The 23,343-nt window shown below is 66.6% G+C and carries 21 protein-coding genes; 11 read left to right on the plus strand and 10 right to left on the minus strand.

Features of this window, described 5'->3' with window-relative positions:
* Positions 1 to 180 precede the first annotated feature (180 nt).
* From ectB to RCP38_RS12605, 4 genes are read left to right on the plus strand one after another with little or no spacing between them, the layout of a single operon-like run.
* Positions 181 to 1,458: a diaminobutyrate--2-oxoglutarate transaminase gene (gene ectB, locus RCP38_RS12590; RefSeq protein ID WP_308473285.1), complete on the plus strand. Its 1,278-nt coding sequence runs from the start codon at positions 181 to 183 to the stop codon at positions 1,456 to 1,458.
* Entirely contained in the window at positions 1,455 to 1,862 is a 408-nt protein-coding gene (locus RCP38_RS12595; RefSeq protein WP_308473286.1) for an ectoine synthase, read from the plus strand. The genes ectB and RCP38_RS12595 overlap by 4 nt, the downstream gene beginning before the upstream one ends.
* Complete coding sequence (gene thpD / locus RCP38_RS12600; RefSeq protein WP_308473287.1) at positions 1,859 to 2,761, plus strand: ectoine hydroxylase; 903 nt, start codon at positions 1,859 to 1,861, stop codon at positions 2,759 to 2,761. Before RCP38_RS12595 ends, thpD begins: the two co-directional genes overlap by 4 nt.
* 47 nt (positions 2,762 to 2,808) lie before the next feature.
* A complete protein-coding gene (locus tag RCP38_RS12605; protein WP_308473288.1) occupies positions 2,809 to 4,005 on the plus strand; it encodes an MFS transporter in 1,197 nt (398 codons plus the stop codon).
* On the opposite strand, the gene RCP38_RS12610 is transcribed toward RCP38_RS12605, so the two are convergent.
* On the minus strand, positions 4,002 to 5,018 hold the full coding sequence (locus tag RCP38_RS12610; RefSeq protein ID WP_308473289.1) for a 3-isopropylmalate dehydrogenase: 1,017 nt from the start codon (positions 5,016 to 5,018) through the stop codon (positions 4,002 to 4,004). The two genes, RCP38_RS12605 and RCP38_RS12610, sit on opposite strands and share 4 nt — an antisense overlap.
* Entirely contained in the window at positions 5,015 to 6,601 is a 1,587-nt protein-coding gene (gene serA / locus RCP38_RS12615; RefSeq protein ID WP_308473290.1) for a phosphoglycerate dehydrogenase, read from the minus strand. The genes RCP38_RS12610 and serA overlap by 4 nt, the downstream gene beginning before the upstream one ends.
* 616 nt (positions 6,602 to 7,217) lie before the next feature.
* On the opposite strand from serA, the gene gjpA (RCP38_RS12620) reads away from it, so the two are divergent.
* From gjpA (RCP38_RS12620) to RCP38_RS12630, 3 genes are all read left to right on the plus strand, one after another.
* A complete protein-coding gene (gjpA, locus tag RCP38_RS12620; protein ID WP_308473291.1) occupies positions 7,218 to 8,030 on the plus strand; it encodes an outer membrane porin GjpA in 813 nt (270 codons plus the stop codon).
* A 153-nt stretch (positions 8,031 to 8,183) separates the two neighbouring features.
* Complete coding sequence (locus RCP38_RS12625) at positions 8,184 to 9,617, plus strand: phytoene desaturase family protein (protein WP_308473292.1); 1,434 nt, start codon at positions 8,184 to 8,186, stop codon at positions 9,615 to 9,617.
* 189 nt (positions 9,618 to 9,806) lie between these two features.
* On the plus strand, positions 9,807 to 10,403 hold the full coding sequence (locus tag RCP38_RS12630; RefSeq protein ID WP_308473293.1) for a hypothetical protein: 597 nt from the start codon (positions 9,807 to 9,809) through the stop codon (positions 10,401 to 10,403).
* A gap of 110 nt (positions 10,404 to 10,513) precedes the next feature.
* Here the strand turns inward: RCP38_RS12630 and ilvC are convergent, their stop codons facing one another.
* The 5 genes from ilvC to RCP38_RS12655 form a co-directional block, all read right to left on the minus strand.
* A complete protein-coding gene (gene ilvC, locus RCP38_RS12635) occupies positions 10,514 to 11,515 on the minus strand; it encodes a ketol-acid reductoisomerase (protein WP_308477253.1) in 1,002 nt (333 codons plus the stop codon).
* Between the two features lie 53 nt (positions 11,516 to 11,568).
* Positions 11,569 to 12,081, minus strand: coding sequence for an acetolactate synthase small subunit (gene ilvN / locus RCP38_RS12640; protein WP_024443377.1), 513 nt, complete (start codon positions 12,079 to 12,081; stop codon positions 11,569 to 11,571).
* A complete protein-coding gene (locus RCP38_RS12645; protein WP_308473295.1) occupies positions 12,081 to 13,961 on the minus strand; it encodes an acetolactate synthase large subunit in 1,881 nt (626 codons plus the stop codon). Before RCP38_RS12645 ends, ilvN begins: the two co-directional genes overlap by 1 nt.
* Positions 13,962 to 14,168: 207 nt before the next feature.
* Entirely contained in the window at positions 14,169 to 15,026 is an 858-nt protein-coding gene (locus RCP38_RS12650) for a metal-dependent hydrolase (RefSeq protein WP_308473296.1), read from the minus strand.
* Positions 15,023 to 15,685 (minus strand): TetR/AcrR family transcriptional regulator, encoded by a 663-nt coding sequence (locus tag RCP38_RS12655; RefSeq protein ID WP_308473297.1) that lies wholly within the window; start codon positions 15,683 to 15,685, stop codon positions 15,023 to 15,025. Before RCP38_RS12655 ends, RCP38_RS12650 begins: the two co-directional genes overlap by 4 nt.
* Before the next feature lie 157 nt (positions 15,686 to 15,842).
* Here RCP38_RS12655 and RCP38_RS12660 point away from each other — a divergent pair, with 157 nt between their 5' ends.
* Entirely contained in the window at positions 15,843 to 16,181 is a 339-nt protein-coding gene (locus RCP38_RS12660) for a PH domain-containing protein (RefSeq protein WP_308477255.1), read from the plus strand.
* 29 nt (positions 16,182 to 16,210) lie between these two features.
* Here the strand turns inward: RCP38_RS12660 and RCP38_RS12665 are convergent, their stop codons facing one another.
* Positions 16,211 to 17,026, minus strand: a complete 816-nt coding sequence (locus tag RCP38_RS12665; protein WP_373692352.1) for a DoxX family protein — start codon at positions 17,024 to 17,026, stop codon at positions 16,211 to 16,213.
* A gap of 142 nt (positions 17,027 to 17,168) precedes the next feature.
* Between RCP38_RS12665 and RCP38_RS12670 the strand changes: the two genes are divergently transcribed.
* The 3 genes from RCP38_RS12670 (at position 17,169) to gjpA (RCP38_RS12680) (ending at position 21,051) form a co-directional block, all read left to right on the plus strand.
* Positions 17,169 to 18,290, plus strand: coding sequence for a PQQ-dependent sugar dehydrogenase (locus tag RCP38_RS12670; protein WP_308473299.1), 1,122 nt, complete (start codon positions 17,169 to 17,171; stop codon positions 18,288 to 18,290).
* 285 nt (positions 18,291 to 18,575) lie between these two features.
* Entirely contained in the window at positions 18,576 to 19,643 is a 1,068-nt protein-coding gene (gene gjpA, locus RCP38_RS12675; RefSeq protein ID WP_308473300.1) for an outer membrane porin GjpA, read from the plus strand.
* Between the two features lie 328 nt (positions 19,644 to 19,971).
* Positions 19,972 to 21,051, plus strand: coding sequence for an outer membrane porin GjpA (gene gjpA / locus RCP38_RS12680; RefSeq protein ID WP_308473301.1), 1,080 nt, complete (start codon positions 19,972 to 19,974; stop codon positions 21,049 to 21,051).
* Positions 21,052 to 21,126: 75 nt separating this feature from the next.
* Here gjpA (RCP38_RS12680) and gatB read toward each other — a convergent pair whose 3' ends face one another.
* Both gatB and tenA read right to left on the minus strand, forming a co-directional pair.
* Positions 21,127 to 22,629 carry an Asp-tRNA(Asn)/Glu-tRNA(Gln) amidotransferase subunit GatB gene (gatB, locus tag RCP38_RS12685; protein ID WP_308473302.1) on the minus strand — a complete coding sequence of 501 codons (1,503 nt, stop codon included), beginning with the start codon at positions 22,627 to 22,629 and terminating at the stop codon, positions 21,127 to 21,129.
* A 38-nt stretch (positions 22,630 to 22,667) separates the two neighbouring features.
* Positions 22,668 to 23,330, minus strand: a complete 663-nt coding sequence (tenA, locus tag RCP38_RS12690; RefSeq protein WP_373692353.1) for a thiaminase II — start codon at positions 23,328 to 23,330, stop codon at positions 22,668 to 22,670.
* Between the last annotated feature and the right edge of the window lie 13 nt (positions 23,331 to 23,343).

Consider the following 23,343-nt stretch of genomic DNA (forward strand, 5'->3'; position numbering starts at 1 on the left):
CGATGTTGAGATAACAAATTGGTCTCGGTAAGGTCACGGACGCGCAAACGTGAGCCCCTGCGGACCTAGTCGGGGGCATCCGAGCGGGGTGGTGGGTCGAGCCGAGATCACCCACGGCACGAGTTAGGAAATCGACCTGTCGTTCCGTTCCGTTGTATGTGACCGACGGACGGAGGAACCATGACCATTTTTGAAACCCTGGAATCCGAGGTACGAAGTTATTGCCGATCCTGGCCGGTGACGTTCGACCGGGCCAGCGGATCGCGGATGTGGGATGTCGACGGCAAGGAATACCTCGACTTCTTCGCCGGCGCCGGCGCCCTCAACTACGGGCACAACCACCCCGAATTGCGGGCCCCACTGCTGGAATACCTGAGTTCGGACCGGGTGATCCACAGCCTCGATATGCAGACCGTGGCCAAGGCCGAATTCCTCGAGCGGTTCGAAGAGGTGATCCTCAAACCCCGCGAACTCGACTACAAGGTTCAGTTCCCCGGCCCCACCGGGACCAACGCGGTGGAATCAGCACTGAAGTTGGTGCGCAAAGTCACCGGTCGCGAGAGCATCATCAGTTTCACCAACGCTTTTCACGGAATGACGCTCGGTTCGCTGAGCGTCACCGGTAACTCGATGAAGCGCGGCGGTGCGGGCATTCCGCTGGTGCACGCCACCCCGATGCCCTACGACAACTACCTCGACGGCGTGGTACCCGACTTCATGTGGTTCGAGCGCCTGCTGCAGGACAGCGGCAGCGGCCTCAACGACCCGGCCGCGGTGATCGTCGAGACCGTGCAGGGCGAGGGCGGGATCAACGTCGCCCGCTTGGACTGGCTGCGTGGATTGGCCGAACTGTGCAAGCGCCACAACCTGCTGCTGATCGTCGACGATGTGCAGATGGGTTGCGGCCGTACCGGTCCGTTCTTCAGCTTCGAAGCGGCCGGCATCGTCCCCGACATCGTCTGCCTGTCCAAGTCCATCGGTGGCTATGGGCTTCCGATGGCACTGACCCTGCTGAAGCCCGAACTCGACGTGTGGGAGCCGGGTGAGCACAACGGCACCTTCCGCGGCCAGAACGCGTCCTTCGTGACGGCGAAGGCCGCACTGAACTTCTGGACCGACAACCGGTTGGAGAAGTCCGTGCTGCGCAAGGGTGAATTGATCGAACAAGCCCTGACCGAAGTGGTGGATCCGATCCCCGGCGTCACCACTCGGGGCCGCGGCCTGATCCGCGGCATCGCGTTCGAGCGCCCCGAGCTCGCCGGAGCGGTGTGCCGTGAGGCGTTCGAGCGCGGCCTGCTGCTGGAATCCTCCGGACCGGAAGGCGAGGTCGTGAAGTTGATGCCGCCGTTGGTCATCGACGACGACGACCTCGCCGAAGGACTCGAGATCACCGCCGCGTCCATCGAAGCCGTCGTCGCCCGAGAAAACACCACCACCACTTCAGGAGTCAGCCGATGATCGTCCGTACCCTCGCCGAGATCAAGGGCACCGACCGCGATGTCCAGTCCAAAACATGGAACAGCCAACGACTTCTGCTGGCCCGTGACGGGCAGCGGTTCTCACTGCACGAGACGATCCTGTACGCCGGGACCGAGACCGCGATGTGGTACGCCAACCACGTCGAGGCGGTGTACTGCGTCGGCGGTGAGGGTGAGTTGATCAACGACGAGACCGGTGAGGTCCACCCGCTGCGCGACGGCACCCTGTACCTGCTCGACGGCCATGAGCACCACCGCGTCTCGGCACACACCGACCTGCGCATGGTGTGTGTCTTCGATCCGCCGGTCACCGGGCAGGAGGTGCACGACGAGACCGGCGCGTACCCCTTGATCACCGAGGAACCGCGCGAGGTGGTGTCGTGACCCCCTCCCTCACCGAAGCAGTCACCGACCACTACCCCACCCGCAACGACGTCGCCATCGGAATCGAGCCGCGGCGCGACCCGGTGGTGTGGACGCGCGACGGCAACGGCGGCCCGCTGGGGCCGGCCAGCGTCGAGCGGTTCGACACCGACGGCTTTCTGTCCATCGACGCACTGGTCGATGCCGACGTCGTGACCGACCTGCGCAATGAGTTGGACCGGTTGCGTGCCGATCCCGCGCTGGCCGCCGACGAACGGTCCATCTGCGAACGTGACAGCGGGCAGGTCCGGTCGATCTTCGAGGTACACCGGATCAGCCCCGCGTTCGCCGCGCTGGTGCGCGACCCCCGACTGGTGGGCCCGGCCCGCCAACTGCTGGGCTCGGATGTGTACGTGCATCAGAGTCGGGTCAACTTCAAGCCGGGATTCAACGGCCGGGAGTTCTACTGGCACTCCGATTTCGAGACCTGGCACGCCGAAGACGGGATGCCGACGCCGCGCGCGGTCAGTGTCTCGCTGGCGCTCACCGAGAACCTGGACAGCAACGGGTCCCTGATGATCATGCCCGGTTCGCACCGCTGGTTCGTTTCGTGCCCGGGCGCGACTCCGCCGGATCACTACCGTTCGTCTCTGGTCGAGCAGGAGATCGGGACACCCGACGACGCGAGCCTGACCTGGCTGGCCGACCAGCACGGGATTCAGCAGATCACCGGCCCGGCCGGTTCGGCGGTGTTCTTCGACAGCAACTGCATGCACGGCTCGAGCAGCAACATCACGCCCTATGCCCGCTCGAACGTCTTCATCGTCTACAACAGCGTGGAGAACACCCTGGTGGAGCCGTACGGTGCCGCGGCGCCACGGCCGACATTCATCGCCAGCCGCGTCTTCGACCCGGTGTAGCACCCGGCGGTTGGTCTGCGGTCGAGACAGCGTGCGACGATCACCGGATGACCGGTGAGGCGATCGGTGGCGCGCGCCGCTGGATGATCCTCGGTCTGGCATTGGCAGCGACGTTGTGCACCAACGTCTTCATCAACGGTGTCGCGTTCCTGATCCCCACGTTGCACAGCGACCACGGCCTGGACCTGGCACACGCCGGGCTGCTGTCCTCGCTGCCCAGCTTCGGTCTGGTCGCCACCCTGATCGCCTGGGGTTACCTGGTCGACCGGTGGGGCGAGCGACTGGTGCTGGTAGCCGGATCGGCGCTGACCGCGTTGGCCGCTTTCGGTGCGGCGCAGGCCGCCTCGGCCGGTTCGCTGAGTACCACCGGAGTCTTCCTACTGTTGGGCGGGATGGCCGCAGCCAGCAGCAACAGTGCCAGCGGCCGACTGGTGGTCGGGTGGTTTCCGGCGCATCAGCGCGGGTTGGCGATGGGTATCCGCCAGACCGCCCAACCGCTGGGAGTTGGATTGGGCGCCTTGGTGATTCCCCGCATAGCTCAACACCATGGCATCGGCTCCGCCCTGCTGTTCCCGGCGATCGTGTGCGCGGCCGCCGCGGTGGCCTGCGTGGTGGGGGTCAGCGATCCGCCGCGTCCGCCCCGGGCGGCGGCCCCCGCCGAGCACCTGGCCAATCCCTACCGCGGCTCGGCGATGCTGTGGCGGATCCATGCACTGTCGGTGCTACTGGTGGTGCCGCAGGCAATGGTGTGGACGTTCATGCTGGTGTGGCTGATGGCCGAGCGGGGCTGGTCCGCGGGAGCGGCCGGTGCGGTGGTCACCGTCAGCCAGCTGTTGGGGGCGGCCGGCCGGATCGGGGCCGGCCGCTGGTCGGATCACGTCGGCTCACGGCTGCGACCGATCCGCACCATCGCCGTCGCCGCCGCGGTCGCCATGCTCGCGTTGGCGCTGACGTCCTGGGCCAACTGGCCGATCAGTGTCGTGATCATCGTGCTGGCTTCGGCGATCACGGTGTCGGACAACGGATTGGCGTTCACCGCGATCGCCGAGATCGCCGGCCCGTTCTGGAGTGGGCGGGCGCTGGGCACCCAGAACACCAGCCAGCACTTCGCCGCCGGCGTGGTGCCGCCGTTGTTCGGCACACTGATCGGCGTGGCGGGGTACCCGCTGGCGTTCGCCGTCTGTGCGCTGTTCCCGCTGGCCGCGTTCCCGCTCGTGCCGGCGGGCCCGGATCCCGCCGACTAGAGCAGGCCCAGAATCCGATCGCCGGTGGCGCTGGTGGACAACTTCTCCGCGCCGCGGGTGGCCAGGTGCTTCGCGACCGCCGCGTCGACGCGTTCGGCCGCCGCGGCCTCCCCGATGTGGCCCAGCAGCATGGCCACCGAGGTGATGGCCGCGGTCGGGTCGGCGATGCCCTGCCCGGCGATGTCGGGCGCACTGCCGTGCACCGGTTCGAACATCGACGGGTTGGTGCCGGTGGCATCGATGTTGCCGCTGGCCGCCAGACCGATCCCGCCGCAGACGGCACCGGCCAGGTCGGTGACGATGTCGCCGAACAGGTTGTCGGTGACGATCACATCGAACCGGCCGGGGTCGGTCACCAGATAGATGGTGGCGGCGTCCACGTGGGTGTAGGCCGTCTCCACGTCCGGGTAGTCCTTGGCGATCTCGGCGACCGCGCGGGTCCACAGCGATCCGGCGTAGGCCAGCACGTTGTTCTTGTGCACCAGGGTCAGGTGCTTGCGCCGGGCGCGGGCCTTCTCGAAGGCGTACCGCACCACCCGGGCCACGCCGAATGCGGTGTTGACGCTGACCTCGGTGGCCACCTCGTGCGGTGTGCCGACGCGCAACGCGCCACCGTTGCCGGTGTACGGCCCCTCGGTACCTTCGCGGACCACCAGGAAGTCGATCTCGGGCGGGTCGGCCAGCGGGCTGGCCACGCCCGGATACAGGCGGCCGGGCCGCAGGTTGACGTGGTGGTCCAGGGCGAAGCGGGCGTGCAGCAGCAGGCCGCGCTCGAGCACACCGGACGGCACCGAGGGATCCCCGATGGCGCCGAGCAGGATCACGTCGTGGCCGCGGATCTCCTCGAGCACCGAGTCCGGCAGGATCTCGCCGGTGGCGTGGTAACGCCTGGCGCCCAGGTCGTAGTGGGTCTTCTCCACGCCCGGCAGCACCGCGTCGAGCACCTTGACCGCCTCGGCGATGACCTCGGGGCCGATACCGTCGCCAGGGATGACCGCAAGTTTGACACTCATGCCAGGTCAACCTCTTCCAGCTTGTTGGCGCCGACGGCCGCGCCGATGGCGGAGCGCACATCCTCGGGGACACCGCGGTCGACCCGCAGCAGAATGGTCGCACCGGTTCCGGCGGCGTCCTCGGAGAGTTGCGCGGCCTGGATGTTGATGTCCGCCGCTCCCAGCAGGGTGCCGATCTTGCCGAGCGCACCGGGCTGGTCGGCGTAGTTGACGATCAGGTTGACGCCCTGGGCCCGCAGGTCGAAGTGGCGGCCGTTGATCTCGACGATCTTCTCCACCTGCTGGGTGCCGGACAGGGTGCCGGCGACGGTGACGGTCGCGCCGTCGGCGGTGACCGCCTTCAGCTCGACGACACTGCGGTGGTTGGGGCTTTCGCTGGCGGTGCCGATCTCGGCGTCCACGCCGCGTTCGGCGGCCAGCGCCGGCGCGTTGACGAACGTCACCTGGTCTTCGATGACCGCGGAGAACAGGCCGCGCAACGCCGAAAGCCGCAGCACGCCAACTTCTTCCGATGCGAGTTCACCGCGCACCTGCACCGACAGCGATACCGGCAGGGAGTCGGAGAGCGCACCGGCGAGCAGGCCGAGTTTGCGCACCAGGTCCAGCCACGGCGCAACCTCCTCGCTGACCGCGCCACCGCCGACGTTGACCGCGTCGGGGACGAATTCGCCGGCCAGCGCCAGCTTTACGCTCTTGGCGACATCGGTACCGGCCCGGTCCTGCGCCTCGACGGTCGAGGCGCCCAGGTGCGGGGTCACGACCACCTGGGGCAGGTCGAACAACGGCGAATCGGTGCACGGCTCGGTGGCGAACACGTCCAGGCCGGCGGCCCGGACGTGGCCGCTGGTGATCGCCTCGGCCAGCGCGGCCTCGTCGATCAGTCCACCGCGGGCGGCGTTGACGATGATGACACCCGGCTTGGTCTTGGCCAGGTTCTCCTTGCCGATCAGCCCCGCGGTTTCGGGGGTCTTCGGCAGGTGCACCGAGATGAAGTCGGCACGCGCCAACAGGTCGTCGAGGGACAACAGCTCGATGCCCAGCTGGGCGGCGCGGGCCGCCGACACGTAGGGGTCGTAGGCGACGATGTGCGCGCCGAATGCGGCCAATCGCTGGGCCACCAACTGCCCGATGCGACCGAGACCGACCACGCCGACGGTGTGGTCGTAGATTTCGGTACCGGAGAACGAGGAACGCTTCCACTGCTTGGCGTGCAGCGAAGCGTCGGCTGCCGGGATCTCACGCGCGGCGGCCAGCATCAGCGCGATCGCATGCTCGGCGGCGCTGTGAATGTTGGAGGTCGGGGCGTTGACCACCAGCACGCCGCGGGCGGTGGCGGCGTCGACGTCGACGTTGTCCAGGCCGACACCGGCGCGCGCGACGATCTTGAGTTTGGTACCGGCGGCCAGCACCTCTGCGTCGACGGTGGTGGCCGAACGCACCAGCAGCGCGTCGGCATCCGGCACGGCGGCCAGCAACTTCTCCCGGTCCGGGCCGTCCACCCAGCGAACCTCGACCTGGTCGCCGAGCGCGGCGACGGTGGATTGGGCGAGTTTGTCAGCGATCAAAACCACAGGCAGAGTCACCCGGACAGCCTAGTGGCTGATGTTCGGCGGCTTCGTTCGGGTTTGCCTATGGCAGCCGCGCGGCGACGCTGCTCACCTCGTCTGCGCATCACGCCCGCCGAATTATCCGCAGCCCCGCGCTGGCGGCGCCCTACCCCGGGGAAAGATCCGGGAGAGATTTGCCAGACGCAGATGAACCTGCACTTTTCGCACCCCGCGGTTTCGTTAAACACATTGTTTACACATGTTTTTCTTATGTATCTATGGAACCGACACCGCCGCGGCACGCCCTCAGCGGTCTCGCCCCACCCGGAAAGTTCCACCGCAAGTCACAGCTTCACATTGCGGCAGATCGGCAAATTCAGTGGCTAGCCCAGCATCTAGCACAACTAGGGGTTATTACAGTTTCATTGCGCGGTGTCGCAAACGATGAACATGTTCTAGAAAAATCCCATCAGCACGTCCGCGGCTGCGCGGCCCCACCGAATCACCGGCCCCAAGCCATGCGACCGGACCCTCCCGCCGACGAGCCGGCGCACAAGACGGCCGGTGACCAAAAACCCTTGCCATAGCAAAAATTTGTGTAATTATAAGTTTGCTTAGAACTCGTCGTTAACTAACCGGAGGGATACCACCCATGCAAAATCTGCTGCGCCCCTACGCGGCAATGAGCGTCGCCGCTCTCGCGGCTGGCGCCATCGCTGCCACACCGGTCGCCCCGGTGACCACAACGCATCTCCCCGAGATCCAGCTCAGCGCCTCCGCCGATGGCATGGGCGACGTGTTCCAGGCCATCACGTTCCTCGGGGAACCGAACTACGACGTGATGCAGCCGGCGGCATTCCTGACCACCGACCTCAACCACGGCTTCCTGTGGAGTACGTTCAACGGGATCCCGCCGTACGGGGACGGCACCCCCGCTCTCGACGACGACATGCTCGCGGTGATCAACTTCATCAGCTCGCCGATCAGCGGAGTGCTCATCGGCGCGCTGGGACCGCTACTCAGCCCCATCGTGGAGCTTTACAACAGCTTCCAGGACATCCTCGCCGGCCTGGAAGACGGCGACTTCGATCAAGTGCTCGACGCACTGCTGGCGGCTCCCGAAAACGTCTTCGATGCCTTGTTGAACGGCACCACCTTGGACCTGTCCGGGCTGTTGCCCCTCTTCGATGACAGCGGCCTCTTCCCGCCCGGCGCTCTTAGCGGACTCGACATCGCGCTGGGCGGCCTGTTGACCGAGGGCGTCACCATCGGTGACCCCGCCGATTTCGATCCCGCCGACCCGGAGAACCTGGGTACCGGTGGTTCGATCTTCAACGCGATCGGATTCGCTTTCCCGGGCGATGGTTCCGGCGACATCACAGGCGAAGCGACCGGCCTGATGTCGGCATTGACAAACCTGTGGGAGATCGTCACCTCGACGATGGACCTGGGTGCAGCCGACTAGGGAGCCACCCCTCTGCAGCGCGACGCCGACACGTCGGCCCGTTGCTTCGGATTGAAGAACACTCGGCGGGTGCCTGCGAAGATCACAGTCTTGGCAGGCACCCGCCGACCCCGTACTGCACCGCAAGTCTCGGCCCTTCCCTACCATCGACGAATGGACGTCACCGTCGTCGGTAGTGGACCCAACGGCCTGGCCGCCGCAGTCATCTGCGCCCGCGCCGGCCTGTCGGTACAGGTTTTGGAAGCCCAACCCACCTTCGGCGGCGGGGCCCGCACCGCCGCCGATCCGGAGTTCTCCGGCGTCTCCCACGACATCTGCTCGGCGGTGCATCCCCTGGCGCTGGCTTCGCCGTTCTTCACCGAATTCGACCTGGCCGCCCGTGGTGTGCAGGTCAACGCCCCGGAGGTCTCCTACGGCAATCCGCTGGACGACGGGCCGGCCGCGATCGCCTACCGGGACCTGGACCGCACCTGCGCGGAACTGCAGGACGGTTCGTCATGGAAGCGGTTGATGGGGCCGCTGGTCGCCGACAGTGCCGCAGTGGTGCGGTTCCTGCTCGGTGACAAGCGGTCGGTCCCCTCGGGATTGACCACGGTCGCCCGCTTGGGACTGCGAATGGCCGGGCAGGCGGGGCCGGCTTGGAACGCGGCGCTGACGGGCGACGACGCACGTGCGTTGTATACCGGCGTTGCCGCCCACACGATCTCGCGACTGCCCTCGGTGACCTCAGCCGGCGCGGGCATGATGCTGGCGACTCTGGGTCATACCGTCGGCTGGCCGATCCCGGTCGGCGGCAGCCAGGCGATCACCGATGCCCTCATCGCCGACCTGATCGCACACGGTGGCGAACTGGCCGCCGATACGCCGGTGTCCACGCCACCCGGCGGGGTGGTGTTGTTCGATACCGCACCGACGGCATTGCTGTCGATCTACGGCGACGCATTACCCACTCGGTACGCAAAAGCATTGGGGCGCTATCGATTCGGCTCGGCCGCCGCCAAAGTCGATTTCGTGCTCTCCGGCGAGGTGCCCTGGTCCGATCCGCGCCTGGCGACAACCCCCACCCTGCATCTCGGCGGCAACCGCCAACAAATGGCACAAGCCGAGGCCGACGTCGCCGCCGGTCGGCACGCTCAGCGGCCGATGGTCCTGGCTGCGCTACCGCACCTGGTCGACCCCGGCCGGATCGACGCCGGCGGCAGACGGCCGATGTGGGCCTACGCCCACGTTCCCGCCGGCTCCACGGTCGACCAGGCCGAAGCGGTCACCGCCACCATCGAGCGCTTCGCTCCCGGATTCCGCGACATCGTGGTCGCGGTGCGGTCGATACCGGCAGCCGGACTGACTCACCACAATGCCAACTACGTCGGCGGCGACATCGCCGCGGGCGGCAACAACGCGTGGCGGGCCATCACCGGACCGACACCGCGGATCGACCCGTGGACGACCCCGATTCCCGGCGTGTATCTGTGCTCGGCGGCCACACCACCCGGTGCCGGCGTGCACGGAATGGCCGGATATTACGCCGCCCGCACCGTGTTGCGCCGCGAGTTCGGCATTCGCCAGCTGCCGAATCTGGCCCCATGAAGGCCGCGAAATGATATCCCCGCGGGCACACATAGATACCCGATGAACTTGCCTTTTTCGTAGATCGCCAGATATTTCCCAGGCAACTAACGACTTACTGTCAGGTTTGCTGTAGTCTCTGCCTCACTTGTGGCGGAGGGCACAAATCTCTCCGGGGGTGTCACGGGTCACAACCCTAAGGAGAGAACCATGCATGCCAGTCTTCGCCCGCTCGCTCTGGCCGGTGCCGCGATCATCGGCGCCGGGGCGATTGCCGCCACGCCCGTGGTGGTCACACCGGCGAGCCCCCCGATAGCGGCCATTACGCTGACCGCCGACGCCGGCGGGGCGTTCGACGGATTGGTCGACGCCTTCACCGGCTTCGACTTCGCCGGCATCTTCAGCGGCATCAGCGACTTCCTCGCCGACTTCGACCTGGCCGGCATCTTCAGTGGCATCAGCGACTTCTTCGTCGGCATCGTCGACGGGATCACCGACTTCTTCGCCGAGTTCGACTTCGCCAGCATCTTCAGCAGCATCACCGAGATGCTGGCCAACATCGACCTGTCGGGCATCTTCACCGGCTTCGCCGATCTGCTGTCGAACATCGACTTCGCCAGCATCTTCGACGGCTTGGTCGACATGCTGGCCAGCATCGACCTATCGGACATATTCGCCAACTTCGACCTGTCCGACATGTTCGCCAACATCGACCTGTCCGACATCTTCGCCAACATCGATCTCTCCGGAATCTTCGCCAACATCGACCTGTCGGGCATGCTCGACGGTTTGCTCGGCGGCCTCTAGGCCCACCCACCGGCGAAAGACGAGGGGCCCCTTCCGCGGGAAGGGGCCCCTCTCTACTTTCCTGTTGCGGCGGCGCCGACGGCTACCGCGACAAGTTCGAAGGCTCGATATCAGGCGGTCTCGGTGATGGGCCGGTCCACCCAGCTCATCAGATCGCGCAGCTTCTTGCCGGTGACCTCGATGGGGTGCTCGGCGTTCTCCTTACGCAGGCCTTCGAGTTCCTTGTTGCCGCCCTCGACGTTGGCCACCAGCCGCTTGACGAAGGTGCCGTCCTGAATGTCGGACAGGATCGCGCGCATCCGCTCCTTGGTGCCGGCGTCGATCACCCGCGGGCCGGACAGGTAGCCGCCGAACTCCGCGGTGTCGGAGACCGAGTAGTTCATCCGGGCGATGCCGCCCTCGTACATCAGGTCGACGATCAGCTTCAGCTCGTGCAGCACCTCGAAGTACGCCATCTCCGGGGCATAGCCCGCCTCGACCATGACCTCGAAACCGGTCTTGACCAGTTCTTCGGTGCCACCGCACAGCACGGCCTGCTCACCGAAGAGGTCGGTTTCGGTCTCTTCCTTGAAGGTGGTCTTGATGACGCCGGCGCGGGTGCCGCCGATGCCCTTGGCGTAGGACAGCGCCAGCGCCTGACCTTCGCCCTTGGGGTCCTGGTCGATGGCGATCAGGGCCGGGACGCCCTTGCCGTCGACGAACTGGCGACGCACCAGGTGGCCGGGCCCCTTGGGAGCGACCATGCCGACGGTGACGTTGGCCGGTGCCTTGATCAGACCGAAGTGGATGTTCAGTCCGTGGCCGAAGAACAGCGCATTGCCGTCTTCCAGGTTGGGCTCGATGTCGTTCTTGAAGATCTCCGCCTGCGCGGTGTCGGGCGCGAGCACCATGATCACGTCCGCCCACTTGGCGACCTCGGCCGGAGTGTCGACCTCCAGGCCCTGCTCGGCGACCTTCTCACGGGACTTCGAGCCCTCCTTGAGGCCCACCTTCACCTGCACGCCGGAGTCGCGCAGGCTCAGCGAGTGCGCGTGGCCCTGGCTGCCGTAGCCGATGACCCCGACCTTGCGACCCTGGATGATCGACAGGTCGGCGTCGTCGTCGTAGAACATCTCAACTGCCACTTTTGCTTCCTAACTATCTCTACTGGCTATTTCTGGGGGGACTATTTGGTGGTGCCGATGCCGCGCGGACCGCGAGACAACGATACGAGACCCGATTGGACGATTTCGCGGATGCCATAGGGCTCCAGCACGCGCAGCAGTGCATCGAACTTGGCCGGTGTACCGGTGGCCTCGATGATCAACGATTCCGGAGAGACATCGATCACCCTGGCGCGGAACAGGTTCACGGCCTCGACGATCTGGCCACGGGTACCCGCGTCGGCGCGGACCTTGATCAGCGCGATCTCGCGCGAGACCGAGTTGTCCTCTTCCTGCTCGACGATCTTGATGACGTTGATCAGCTTGTTGAGCTGCTTGGTGATCTGCTCGAGCGGGGTGTCCTCCACCGAGACGACGATCGTCATCCGCGACATGTTCTTCGTCTCGGTGGCACCGACCGCCAGCGACTCGATGTTGAAGCCGCGTCGCGAGAACAGCGCCGCCACCCGGGCAAGCACACCGGGCTTGTCTTCGACGAGCACCGAAAGCGTGTGGGTCTTCCAGCCTGTCGCCATCACGCGTGCCCCTCGTTGTCGTCGTCGTCGAACAGCGGCCGGATGCCGCGTGCCGCCTGGATCTCATCATTGCTGGTGCCGGCGGCCACCATCGGCCACACCTGCGCGTCGGCGCCGACGACGAACTCGACCATCACCGGCCGGTCGTTGATCGCCCGCGCCTGGTTGATCACGGCTTCGACATCTTCCTCACGTTCGCAACGCAATCCGACACAGCCGAGAGCCTCGGCCAGCATCACGAAGTCCGGGATGCGACGGGAGTGGGTGGCCAGATCTGTCTGTGAGTAGCGCTCCCCGTAGAACAGGGTCTGCCACTGGCGCACCATGCCCAGGTTGCCGTTGTTGATCAACGCCACCTTGATCGGAATGCCCTCGATGGCGCAGGTGGCCAGTTCCTGGTTGGTCATCTGGAAGCAGCCGTCGCCGTCGACCGCCCACACCTCGGCGTCCGGGCGGCCCATCTTGGCCCCCATCGCCGCGGGGATCGCAAAGCCCATGGTGCCCAGGCCTCCGGAGTTCAGCCACGTGCGCGGGTTCTCGTACTTCACGAACTGCGCGGCCCACATCTGGTGCTGGCCGACGCCGGCGACGTAGAGCGCCTCGGGTCCGGCGATGCGGCCCAACGTCTCGATCACGTACTCCGGCGACAGGCTGCCGTCGCTCTGCGGGCCGTAGCTCAACGGGTAGGTCGAGCGGACGTCATCGAGGTAAGCCCACCAGTCGGCCAACTCCAACGACAGTTCGCCGCGCCGAAGCACCTCGAGCAACTCGGTGATGACGGCCTTGACGTCACCCACGATCGGGACGTCGGCGTGCCGGTTCTTGCCGATCTCGGCCGGGTCGATGTCGGCGTGAATCACCTTGGCCTCGGGGGCGAACGAGTCCAACTGCCCGGTGACCCGGTCGTCGAACCGGGCACCGAGGGTGATCAGCAGATCGGAGCGCTGCAACCCCGCCACCGCCGCGACGGTGCCGTGCATGCCGGGCATACCCAGATGCTGGCGGTGACTGTCGGGGAACGCGCCGCGCGCCATCAAGGTGGTGACCACCGGGATGCCGGTCAACTCGGCCAGCTCGGCCAGTTCGGCACAGGCGTCGCCGCGGATCACACCACCGCCGACATACAACACCGGCCGGGTCGCGGCGGAGATCAGCTTGGCGGCCTCGCGGACCTGACGGCTGTGCGGCTTGGTGGTGGGCTTGTAGCCGGGCAGGTCCAGTCGCGGCGGCCAGGCGAACGTGCACTGCCCCTGCAACAGATCCTTGGGGATGTCGACGAGAACCGCCCCGGGCCTTCCGCTCGCCGCGATGTGGAACGCCTCGGCGATCACCCGCGGGATGTCGTCGCCGTTGCGGACCAGGAAGTTGTGCTTGGTGATCGGCATGGTGATGCCGGAGATGTCGGCCTCTTGGAAGGCGTCGGTACCGATCAGCTGGCGACCGACCTGACCGGTGATCGCGACCACCGGGATCGAGTCCATCTGCGCATCGGCCAACGGAGTCACCAGGTTGGTGGCACCCGGTCCCGACGTGGCCATCATGACGCCGACCCGGCCGGTGGCGTGGGCGTAGCCGCTGGCGGCATGCCCGGCGCCCTGCTCATGGCGGACCAGTACGTGGCGCAGCTTCTTGGAATCGAACAGCGGGTCATAGACCGGCAGCACGGCGCCGCCGGGGATGCCGAAGATCACATCGACATCGAGTTCCTCCAGCGACCGGATCACCGACTGGGCACCGGTCATCTGCTCCGGCGCAACGCGCTTGGCGGGCGACTTGGCCTGGGCCGTCGCCTCGTCGGTGGTCTTGGCGGCGGCCGAAGTCCCGCCGGCCGGCTGAGCATCTGCCGACCGCTCCGGCGGTCGCGTGGTGGGTGCGCTCACGGTTTCCTCTTTGTCTTCGACGACTGTGTCTTTGGGCACTGGTGGCAACAAAAAACCCCCGCCAGCTCAGCTGCTGCACGAGGGTTGCGCGTCGGTGGTTGCGAGTTCAGGCAACAACCAACGCGCAGTGGGCTACTACGAGCATGCCGTTGTCCATAGCAGACGACGGTAGCCGCTGCACCATCCCAGCGTCAAATGAGCGAGCGCTCAGCTCAAATGGCCGACCAGTGTTCCTTGCTCACCGAACAGCTCCGCCTCCCAGCGCTCGAGCAGCGCGGTGTTGTCGTGGTCGTCCGGATGAAAGCCGGGCCGTAGGTAGTCGCCCAGGCGACGAAAGACGTCTCGGGTCAGGAACGGCGAGTGCCGCAGTGCGGCGAAGCTACGGATGAGCCGCACCGGGTGGTAGGCCGCCGGATCCGCCAGCAGCGACAAGATGGTGTTCAGCGACACCGCCATCGGGAAGGTGAACCGAATGATCCGCATCGTGCGGATCCGCCGGGCCTCATCGCCACCGACGGCCCGGTAGACGTCGAAGGCGACCGAGCGGTGCTCGGACTCCTCGATGGCATGCCACAGCAGCATGGACCGCACCTCCGAGGTGCCCAGCAGAGCCTGGGCACGCTCGTCGGTGAGCAGGGTCTCGGCGAACACCGCGGTGAAATGTTCGAGGGCAGCGGTGATCGCCAGACAGGTCAGCGGGGAGAATCGCCGTTCGATGGCCCGCTGGCGCCGGTTCACCAGCCGGTCGATCCGGTGGGTGGGGTATCCCATCTGCTGGAGTCGCTCGTTGAGTGCGCGGTGCTCGCGACCGTGCGTCACCTCTTGCCCGATGAATCCCTTGACCTGTTCTTTGAGCACCGGATCGGTGATCTGGTCGGCGTAGCGACGCACCGAACGGATGAAGAAATCTTCGCCTTCGGGGAACACCGCCGACAGGTGGGCGATCATGTGACTCATCACCAGGTCGCCCTTGACGAAGTGCCGTTGCAGGGAAGCCACCGGGTAGTTGAAACGGATGCGGCGCGGCTGTACCGCTGCGGTGCCGCGCTGGTTTTCGGCGGTCATGGCTCCCCCTCGGGCTGTGGTTCGTCTTGTCGGGTCGGCAGGCCGGCCACCAGTGGCCGGGCCAGCACTTTGAAGGCGTCGAGGATCTCGGCGGTGTCCAGCGGTTCGTATCCGGCGATCGATCGCGACATCGCCAGGCCGTTCATCAGCGCGAAGGTCATCTGCGGGCCGATGCGCGACGGCTTGGTCTCGGTACCGGCCGCTTCCGCCGACGCCAACAACTCGGCGTATACCCGGTCGCAGGCCGCCGAGAACTGCCGATCGGTTTCGATCACCGCGGGCGCCAGATCGGGGTCGGTGCGGGCGGCCACCCACAGTTCGTGCGATGCGGTGAAAGTCGGGCCGGAATACATCGACCACAACAGGTCGATGGCCTCGTCGAGCTTGTCGGTCGCCGAATCCAGTCCCGAGATCAGCACCTCGAACTCTTCGATGCGACGGTTCAGCGCGAACTCGATGGCGGCGGTCAGCAGACCGATCTTCGTCGGGAAATGCCCTTGCAGCGCCCCCACCGACATGCCGGCACGGCGAGCCACCTCGGTGGTGGTCGTCCCCTTGAAACCCACCTCCACCAGCGCATCGAGCGTCGCCTCCAGCAATGCGCGCCGCGTCTCGGCGGTGCGCTCCGCCTGAGTTCGCCGGGGCTTGGTCGGTGGCATGCGCCCATGATGCAGCAGATAAAATAAGTAGTCAATATTTATTGTTGCCGCGCCGTCGGCCACCCACGATTCCGCGTCACCGGCATCGCGATGACATCATGCGGTGGTGGCGTCTCCATCACCCGAATCCGCACCCTTGGTGATCCGCATTTCGCCGATGGCCCACTTCGCGGTCGGTTTCCTGACCCTGGGCCTACTGGTCCCCGTGTTGACCTGGCCCTGGTCCGCGCCACTACTGGCGTTACCGGTGCTGCTATCGGTACTGATCGCCCGCTGGCGAACCGTTGCCGACGCGCAGCGTGTCACCGCGCGGACGCTACTGGGCAGCCGATCGGTGAACTGGGACGACATCGCCGGGCTGGGATTCACCCGGGGATCGTGGGCGCTGGCGCACCTGAACGACGGCGGGACGCTGCGGTTGCCCGCGGTGAGCTTCGCGACCCTGCCGCTGCTGACCGAGGCCAGCGGAGGACGGGTGCCCAACCCCTATCGCTGATCGGGCGGCGGCACAGCGCCGCCCGGGCGTCAGCCGAGCGGGTTGGTCCCGTTGAGGAAGACCCACATCGCGATGCCGCCGGCGATGCCGATCACCAACGCCGCGATGGAACCGATGAAGGGACGCCGGGCCCAGCCGCGGTCACCGTCGAGCCCGTACCGGCCGGGACCGACCAGGATGATCGCCACCGCCACCACGATCAGGACGACGTGATACTCGTGGCCGTCCGGCAGGAACAGGCCGAAGCGACCCTCGTTCTGCGAGGCGACCCCGGCGAGCACGCCGTTGATGAAGTACGCCAGCGCCCCGGCCGCTGCCAGCGGCGTGAACAGGCCCAGTACCAGCAACAATCCGGCCGCGATCTGGCCGCCGCCCGCGGCATAGGTCAGGATGTCGGCGTGCTGATAGCCGGCCTCGGCGATGGCGTGCTTCACGCCGGTTACTCCTCGACCGCCCCACCACCCGAACAGTTGACGCAGGCCGTGGGCGACGAGCAGCACACCCAGGCCCGTCCGCAGGATCAGTAAGCCGAGATCCTGGGTGCCGCGCCGGTCCAGCGCGCGAAAGGGCTCATCCGCATCGCCGGCCGCGGCGCTCGGACCTCCGACACGCCCGGGGCTCGCCTGCGGTTCGGCGTAGGGCAGCGGACTGTAGCCCCCCGCCATGGCGCCGGAACCCGTCGGGTCGTAGGCCGGAATCGCGGCGGTCTCGAAATCGCCGGTGTAGCTCGCCGATGGCATGTCGTCCTCTGGATCTACCAGGTGCGCCGAGTTGGGGCGCCCCCTGTCTGAGTCGGTGGTCCCACCCGGCCGACGCCAGCGTGCGCCCTCCCCATCACTGGTCACCCTGCCAGGGTAAGGGCAACCTCGGCGGGATTGGGGATTTGAACCGCTTCGTTAGCGAATCGAATCCGACACGGGCCAACCCCACGCGATGTCACCGTGGGCCTCGTGGCGCCCCCGACTCGCTATACGTAACCTGACGGGCATGCGCATACGCGGGCGGCTTCACCGGGTACCTGTCGTGCTGTGCGCGGCACTACTGGTTCTGACCGGCTGCGCCCACTTCGACGACGCGCAGTCCCAGCCGTTCACCAACGTGCCGCGCCGCGGGATGGCGCCGACCACGACTCCCCCGCCGCCACCTCCTCTGCCGGCCAACCCGTTCCCCAAACAGTGCCCGGCACCGGGCGTGATGCAGGGCTGCCTGGAGAGCACGAGTGGCCTGATCATGCACGCCGACAGCAAATCGGCATTGGTGGCCGAGCGGACCACCGGCGCGGTCAAAGAGGTGTCGCTGACCGCCGAACCCAAGGTCAAGACCGTGATCGGTGTCGATCCGGCCGGCGACGGCGGACTGATGGACATCGTGCTGTCGCCGACCTACACGCAGGACCGCCTGATGTACGCCTACATCAGCACTCCCACCGACAACCGGGTCATCCGGATCGCCGACGGCGACGTCCCCAAAGACATCCTGACAGGAATCCCCAAAGGCGCGACCGGCAACACCGGGGCCCTGATCTTCACCAGCAAAACCACCCTGGTGGTACTGACCGGCGATGCGGGTAATCCCGCCGCCGCCGCAGATCCCGCGTCGACGGCCGGCAAGGTACTGCGCATCGAGCAGCCCACCACCATCGGACAGGCCGCACCCACCACCGCGCTGAGCGGAATGGGTGCCGGCGGCGGACTGTGCATCGACCACGTCGACGGCTCGCTGTACGTCACCGACCGCACGCCCGACGGCGACCGGCTGCAACGCATCACCAAGGACTCCCGGGTGTCGACGGTGTGGACGTGGCCGGACAAGCCGGGCGTCGCGGGCTGTGCGGCCCAGGACGGCATCGTGCTGGTCAACCTGGTCAACACCAAGCAGACGGTAGCGGTGCGCATGGCATCCGGTACCGGTTCGGTCACCAGCGAACCCGAAGTCATGCGCCAAGACACCCACGGGCACGTCTGGGCGGTCAAGATGTCGCCCGACGGCAACGTCTGGGGCGCCACGGTGAACAAGACGGCCGGCGACGCCGAGAAGCTCGACGACGTGGTGTTCCCGCTGTTCCCGTCCGGCGGCGGCTTCCCGCGCGCCAACGACGACAAGGACTAGCTCCCCCGGGCTCGCGCCGCCGGCGCAATTTCGACGGCCGAACCGCCGTACCCCATCACACGCAACGGTTCACTTCCGACGTTCCCGTGTCCGCATTGTTCCGCTATATTTCTATGAATTTCCTAAGAATTATTGAAGCGAAGTACCCGATACCGCGAGTTCAGTAATCACATTGCCAGCTTGACCAGCGGATATTGTTATCGCTTCACCCAGTTGCGTATAACCTACTTTCAAGTAAGGTTTCGACGTCGTGGCAGCCGTCACGCTCACGTAACTAGGAGACCCATGCAACACCTCGCCCCCGCCCCCTGGGTCGCGGCAGGCATCGCGCTCGTCGGTGCCGGCACCATCGCCGCCACTCCGATCACCGCGACGCTGCCCGACCTCGCCGCCGCGCAGGCGCCCGCCGTGACCCTGACCGCCGGCCTCGACCTGTTCGGCGCCTGGCAGGACGTGTTCGACGCCGCCAAGACCAACGCCGAGGAACTGTGGACGGTCTTCGACCGCAACCCGTTCATCGCCGTGCAGCAGATGCTCGTCAATCAGGCCGCCTACCAGGACGGGCTGTCCGACGGCACGCTGACCAACGACGACGTACTCAACGCCATGCAGGACAACGCCGACGCCGTGGGCAAGGCCGTGACGTTCTTCGACGCCGACCCGGAGTACATCGGCGGGCAGCTGGGCTACTCGGCCGAGGTCAACCACAACATGGTGTTCCTGGCACTGACCGGCGGCGCCGAGTTCTTGGGATTCCCCGCGCCCGACGAGCCGATCCCGACGATCGTCGAGCTGCTGTCCTCGCCGCTGAGTGGCCTGCTGATCGGCGCGCTCGGCCCGTCGATCAGCCCCTGGGTTGCGCTGGCCAACAGCTTCGACGGTATCGGCCATGCGCTGACCGGCGACGACGCCGATCTGAGCGCGGCACTGCAGGAACTGATCAACATTCCGGCCAACATGGTCGGCGCCTGGCTCAACGGCGCCACCCTGGACCTGAGCGGCCTGATCCCGTTGATCAACGAGACCGGCCTGGTCCCACTACCCGAGGGCGCCGCCCTCGACGGGCTCAGCTTTGCCTTCGGCGGGCTGCTGACCCCCGGCGATGTGATCATGACCCCCAGCAACCTCGGCATGGAGCACGTCGGCGGCTCCATCCTCAACTCGCTGGGCCTGCACGTCAGCAATGTTCCGATCCTCGGCGAGATGGACGCTCCGGCGACCGCGGTCGGCCCGTGGGGCGCCCTGGAGAGCATCGGCATGATCATCGCCGAACAGCTCGGCTGGGACGGCATCCCCAACCCGCTGGGTTGGCTGGACGACGGTGTCGATGCCGGCGCCGATCTGATCGGCTGACGTCCGACAAGCACCACCCGCGAAGCCGGGCGGTCCCCCACCGGGGACCGCCCGGTTTTTGCATGGCATCCCACCACCCGCCGGGCGAACCGCAGCCCCGCGCGCCGAAGCTGCTGACTTACAGGATATTTCCTGTGTATTTACTGCCAGTTTGAGAATCCGTTGACCGTCGATCCTGGGCATTGCCTGGCCGGATACGGCACGAGCTGGTCTTTTCATAGGAAAATAATCGGACAGCGATGTTAAACGCCAATTTTGTACCTAAGCTACTTTCGAGTAACGTTACCGAGTCCGTGACACCCGTCACGCTTAGGTAAGAATGAGAGAAATGTCTCGAACCATCGCGGCCCCCTGGGTTGCCGCCGGTATCGCCCTCGTCGGCGCCGGAGCCATCGCAGCCACCCCCGCGACCGCACCGCTTGCCGCATTGTCAGACCTGCAGTCCCGCGCCGTTCAGCTCACCGCGAGCTGGGATGACGTGCTGGCGACCGCCCAGGCCAACGCCGCCGACATCCAGGACCACTTCTCCGCCGCACCCTTCCCGGCGTTGCAGCAGCAACTGGCCAACCAGATCGGCTACATCCAGGGCCTGCTCGACGGCTCACTGAAGTTCAGCGACGTCACCGACGACATCCAGAACCATGTGAATGCCCTGTTCGGCACCCCCGCCACCGACGACACTCCGGCCACCCCGGGCGCGCTGTTCGGCCCGTTCCTGCCCGGCGTCGACAGCGACATCCTGTACCCGTCGCTCGACAGCACCGTAAACAGCACCGGCACCGGGTTATTCGACGTGGTCTTCCTCAACCACCAATTCCTGATCCAGATTCTCTTTGACGACGGCGGAGTTCCGCGCATCGTGGAGGCCCTTGGCCTGGACGCGTCGGCGTTGCCCCTGGCGGAGGCACTGATCAACTTCGCCTCGTCCCCACTGAGCGGCATCCTGATGGGCGAGATCGGCACCGCGCTCAGCCCCGTGTTGCAGTTCAGCGATGACATCAACGTCATTTCCGAGGCGATGGCCAGCGGCGACACCGACGCGGCACTGCAAGCCCTGACCGACATGCCGGCCAACCTCGTCAACGCCTACCTCAACGGCTACGGCACCGTCGACCTGATGCCGCTCCTCGACGAGCTTGGCATCGACCTGCCGCCTCTCGAAATCGTCGCCGGCCTGCCCACCGACCTGACCGGACTGAGCCTGGAACTGGGCGGGCTGTTCAGCAGCGGCGGAGGATCCATCGTCGACGCACTCGGCATCGTCGCCGACGGCGGCGAAGGTATCGGCGTCATGGACCTGCCGGGCCTGGCCGTCGGGCCACTGGCCGCCATGGTGGAGTTCGGTCAGTCGATCGCGATGGCGCTCGGCTGGGACGGCTCCGGCGACATCCTGGGCGACCTGTTCTAAGCAACAGCGCTTTCACCCGCTACCGGGTGGCCTCTCCTACGAGGGGCCACCCGGTTTTTGCGCGGCGGTACCGGCTCAGCTGCAGGCGGCCAGCACCAGTTCGCGCACCCGGGCGGCGTCGGCCTGTCCCTTGGTGGCCTTCATCACCGCACCCACGATGGCACCGGCGGCCTGCACCTTGCCGCTGCGGATCTTGTCGGCCACATCGGGGTTGGCGGCCAGCGCCTCGTCGATCGCGGCCTGGATGACCGAGTCGTCACGCACCACGACCAGGCCGCGATCGGCCATCACCTGGACGGGCTCCCCCTCCCCGGCGAGCACTCCTTCGACCACCTGGCGGGCCAGCTTGTTGGACAGCTCCCCGGACTCCACCAGCGCCACCACCGCGGCGACCTGCTTCGGCGTGATCGCCAGCGCGTCGAGTTCGACGCCGGCCTCGTTGGCCTTCTGCACCAGGAAGTTGCCCCACCAGGCCCGCGCCGCTTCACTGGACGCGCCGGCCGCCACGGTGGCCGCCACCAGCTCGACCGCACCCGCGTTGACCAGGTCGCGCATCACCTCATCGGAGATGCCCCACTGCTCCTGGATCTTCTTGCGCGCCAACCAGGGCAGTTCGGGAATGGTGCCCCGAAGGCGCTCGACCAACTCCGCCGCCGGAGCCACCGGCTCCAGATCCGGTTCGGGGAAATAGCGGTAGTCCTCGGCGGTCTCCTTGGCCCGGCCCGGGCTGGTGTAGCCGGACTCGTGGAAGTGCCGGGTCTCCTGGACCACGGTGCCGCCGCCGGTCAGGACCGCGCCCTGGCGGCGCATCTCGTAGGTCACCGCGACCTCGACGCTCTTGAGCGAGTTGACGTTCTTGGTCTCGGTGCGGGTGCCGAATTCCACTGTCCCGGTGGGCTTGAGCGATACGTTGGCGTCGCAGCGCATCGAACCCTGGTCCATCCGCACGTCCGAGACGTCCAGCGACCGCAGCAGATCGCGCAGTGCGGTCACGTAGGCGCGGGCGATCTGCGGGGCGCGGTCACCGGCGCCGGTGATCGGCTTGGTGACGATCTCGATCAGCGGCACCCCGGCCCGGTTGTAGTCGACCAGGGATTCGCTGGCGCCCTCGATGCGGCCGGTGTCGCTGCCCACGTGGGTCAGCTTGCCGGTGTCTTCTTCCATGTGGGCACGTTCGATGTCGACCCGCCACACCGATCCGTCCTCCAGCGGCACGTCGAGGTAGCCGTTGAAGGCGATCGGCTCGTCGTATTGGGAGATCTGGTAGTTCTTCGGCTGGTCGGGATAGAAGTAGTTCTTCCGGGCGAACCGGCACCAGGTGGCGATCTCACAGTTGAGTGCCAGCCCGATGCGGATCGCCGATTCGATGGCGGTGGCGTTGACCACCGGCAGCGAGCCGGGCAGCCCCAGGCACACCGGGCATACCTGGGTGTTGGGCTCGGCGCCGAAGGCCGTCGAGCAGCCACAGAACATCTTGGTGGCCGTGGACAGTTCGACGTGCACTTCCAGGCCCAGAACCGGGTCGAAGCGGGCGACGACGTCGTCGTAGTCGAGCAGTTCGGCGACAGCAGCGGTCATGGGAGCAAAGTCTAGGTGACCCCGCCGGCCCGGCTCGGTCACACCGGCCAGTCCTCGAGTCGGTGGGCGGCGTCGAAGAACATCCACTCATAGCGGGCGCCGGCATGGAAATGCCGACGCATCCGTTCCCACTCCGCAGCCGAGGCCTGCGCGCCGATCCGGTCGGTGACAGCCAGAACATCGTCGACCACCGCATGGAACTCGTCGCCCGCGTAGGTGTCGATCCAGCGTTGGAACAACGGCTCGGGTGAGCCCTGTCGCTGCAGGTGTTCACCCACTCGCGCGTAGATCCAATAGCAGGGCAGCACCGCGGCGACGGCCTCGGCGTAGGACCCCGATGCGGTCACCGCGAGCAGATAGCTGGTGTAGGCCTGGGTGGTCGGGGCGACCGGCACCGCGGCGACGGCGTCGGCGTCGAGTCCCAGCTCCGCGAGCAGCCCGGCGTGCAGTTCGGCTTCCGCGGCCATCGCCTGGCCGGCGTGCCCGACGAACATCTTCAGATCCGCGTGGGTCGGCGATTTCGCCGCGCAGCCGGCCAATGCACGCGCGTAGCCCCGCAGGTAGTGGGAATCCTGTATCAGGTAGTGCCGAAACCGGTTCTGCCCCAACGTCCCGTCGGTCAGTCCGGTGATGAACGGGTGCTCGCGGATCCGCCGGTAGATGTCGTCGATATCCGCCCACAACAGCTGTCGGGTTCGCACGGTCATACCTCAC

Source organism: Mycolicibacter sp. MU0083 (genome assembly GCF_963378075.1).
GTDB classification, from domain to species: Bacteria; Actinomycetota; Actinomycetes; order Mycobacteriales; family Mycobacteriaceae; genus Mycobacterium; species Mycobacterium kokjensenii.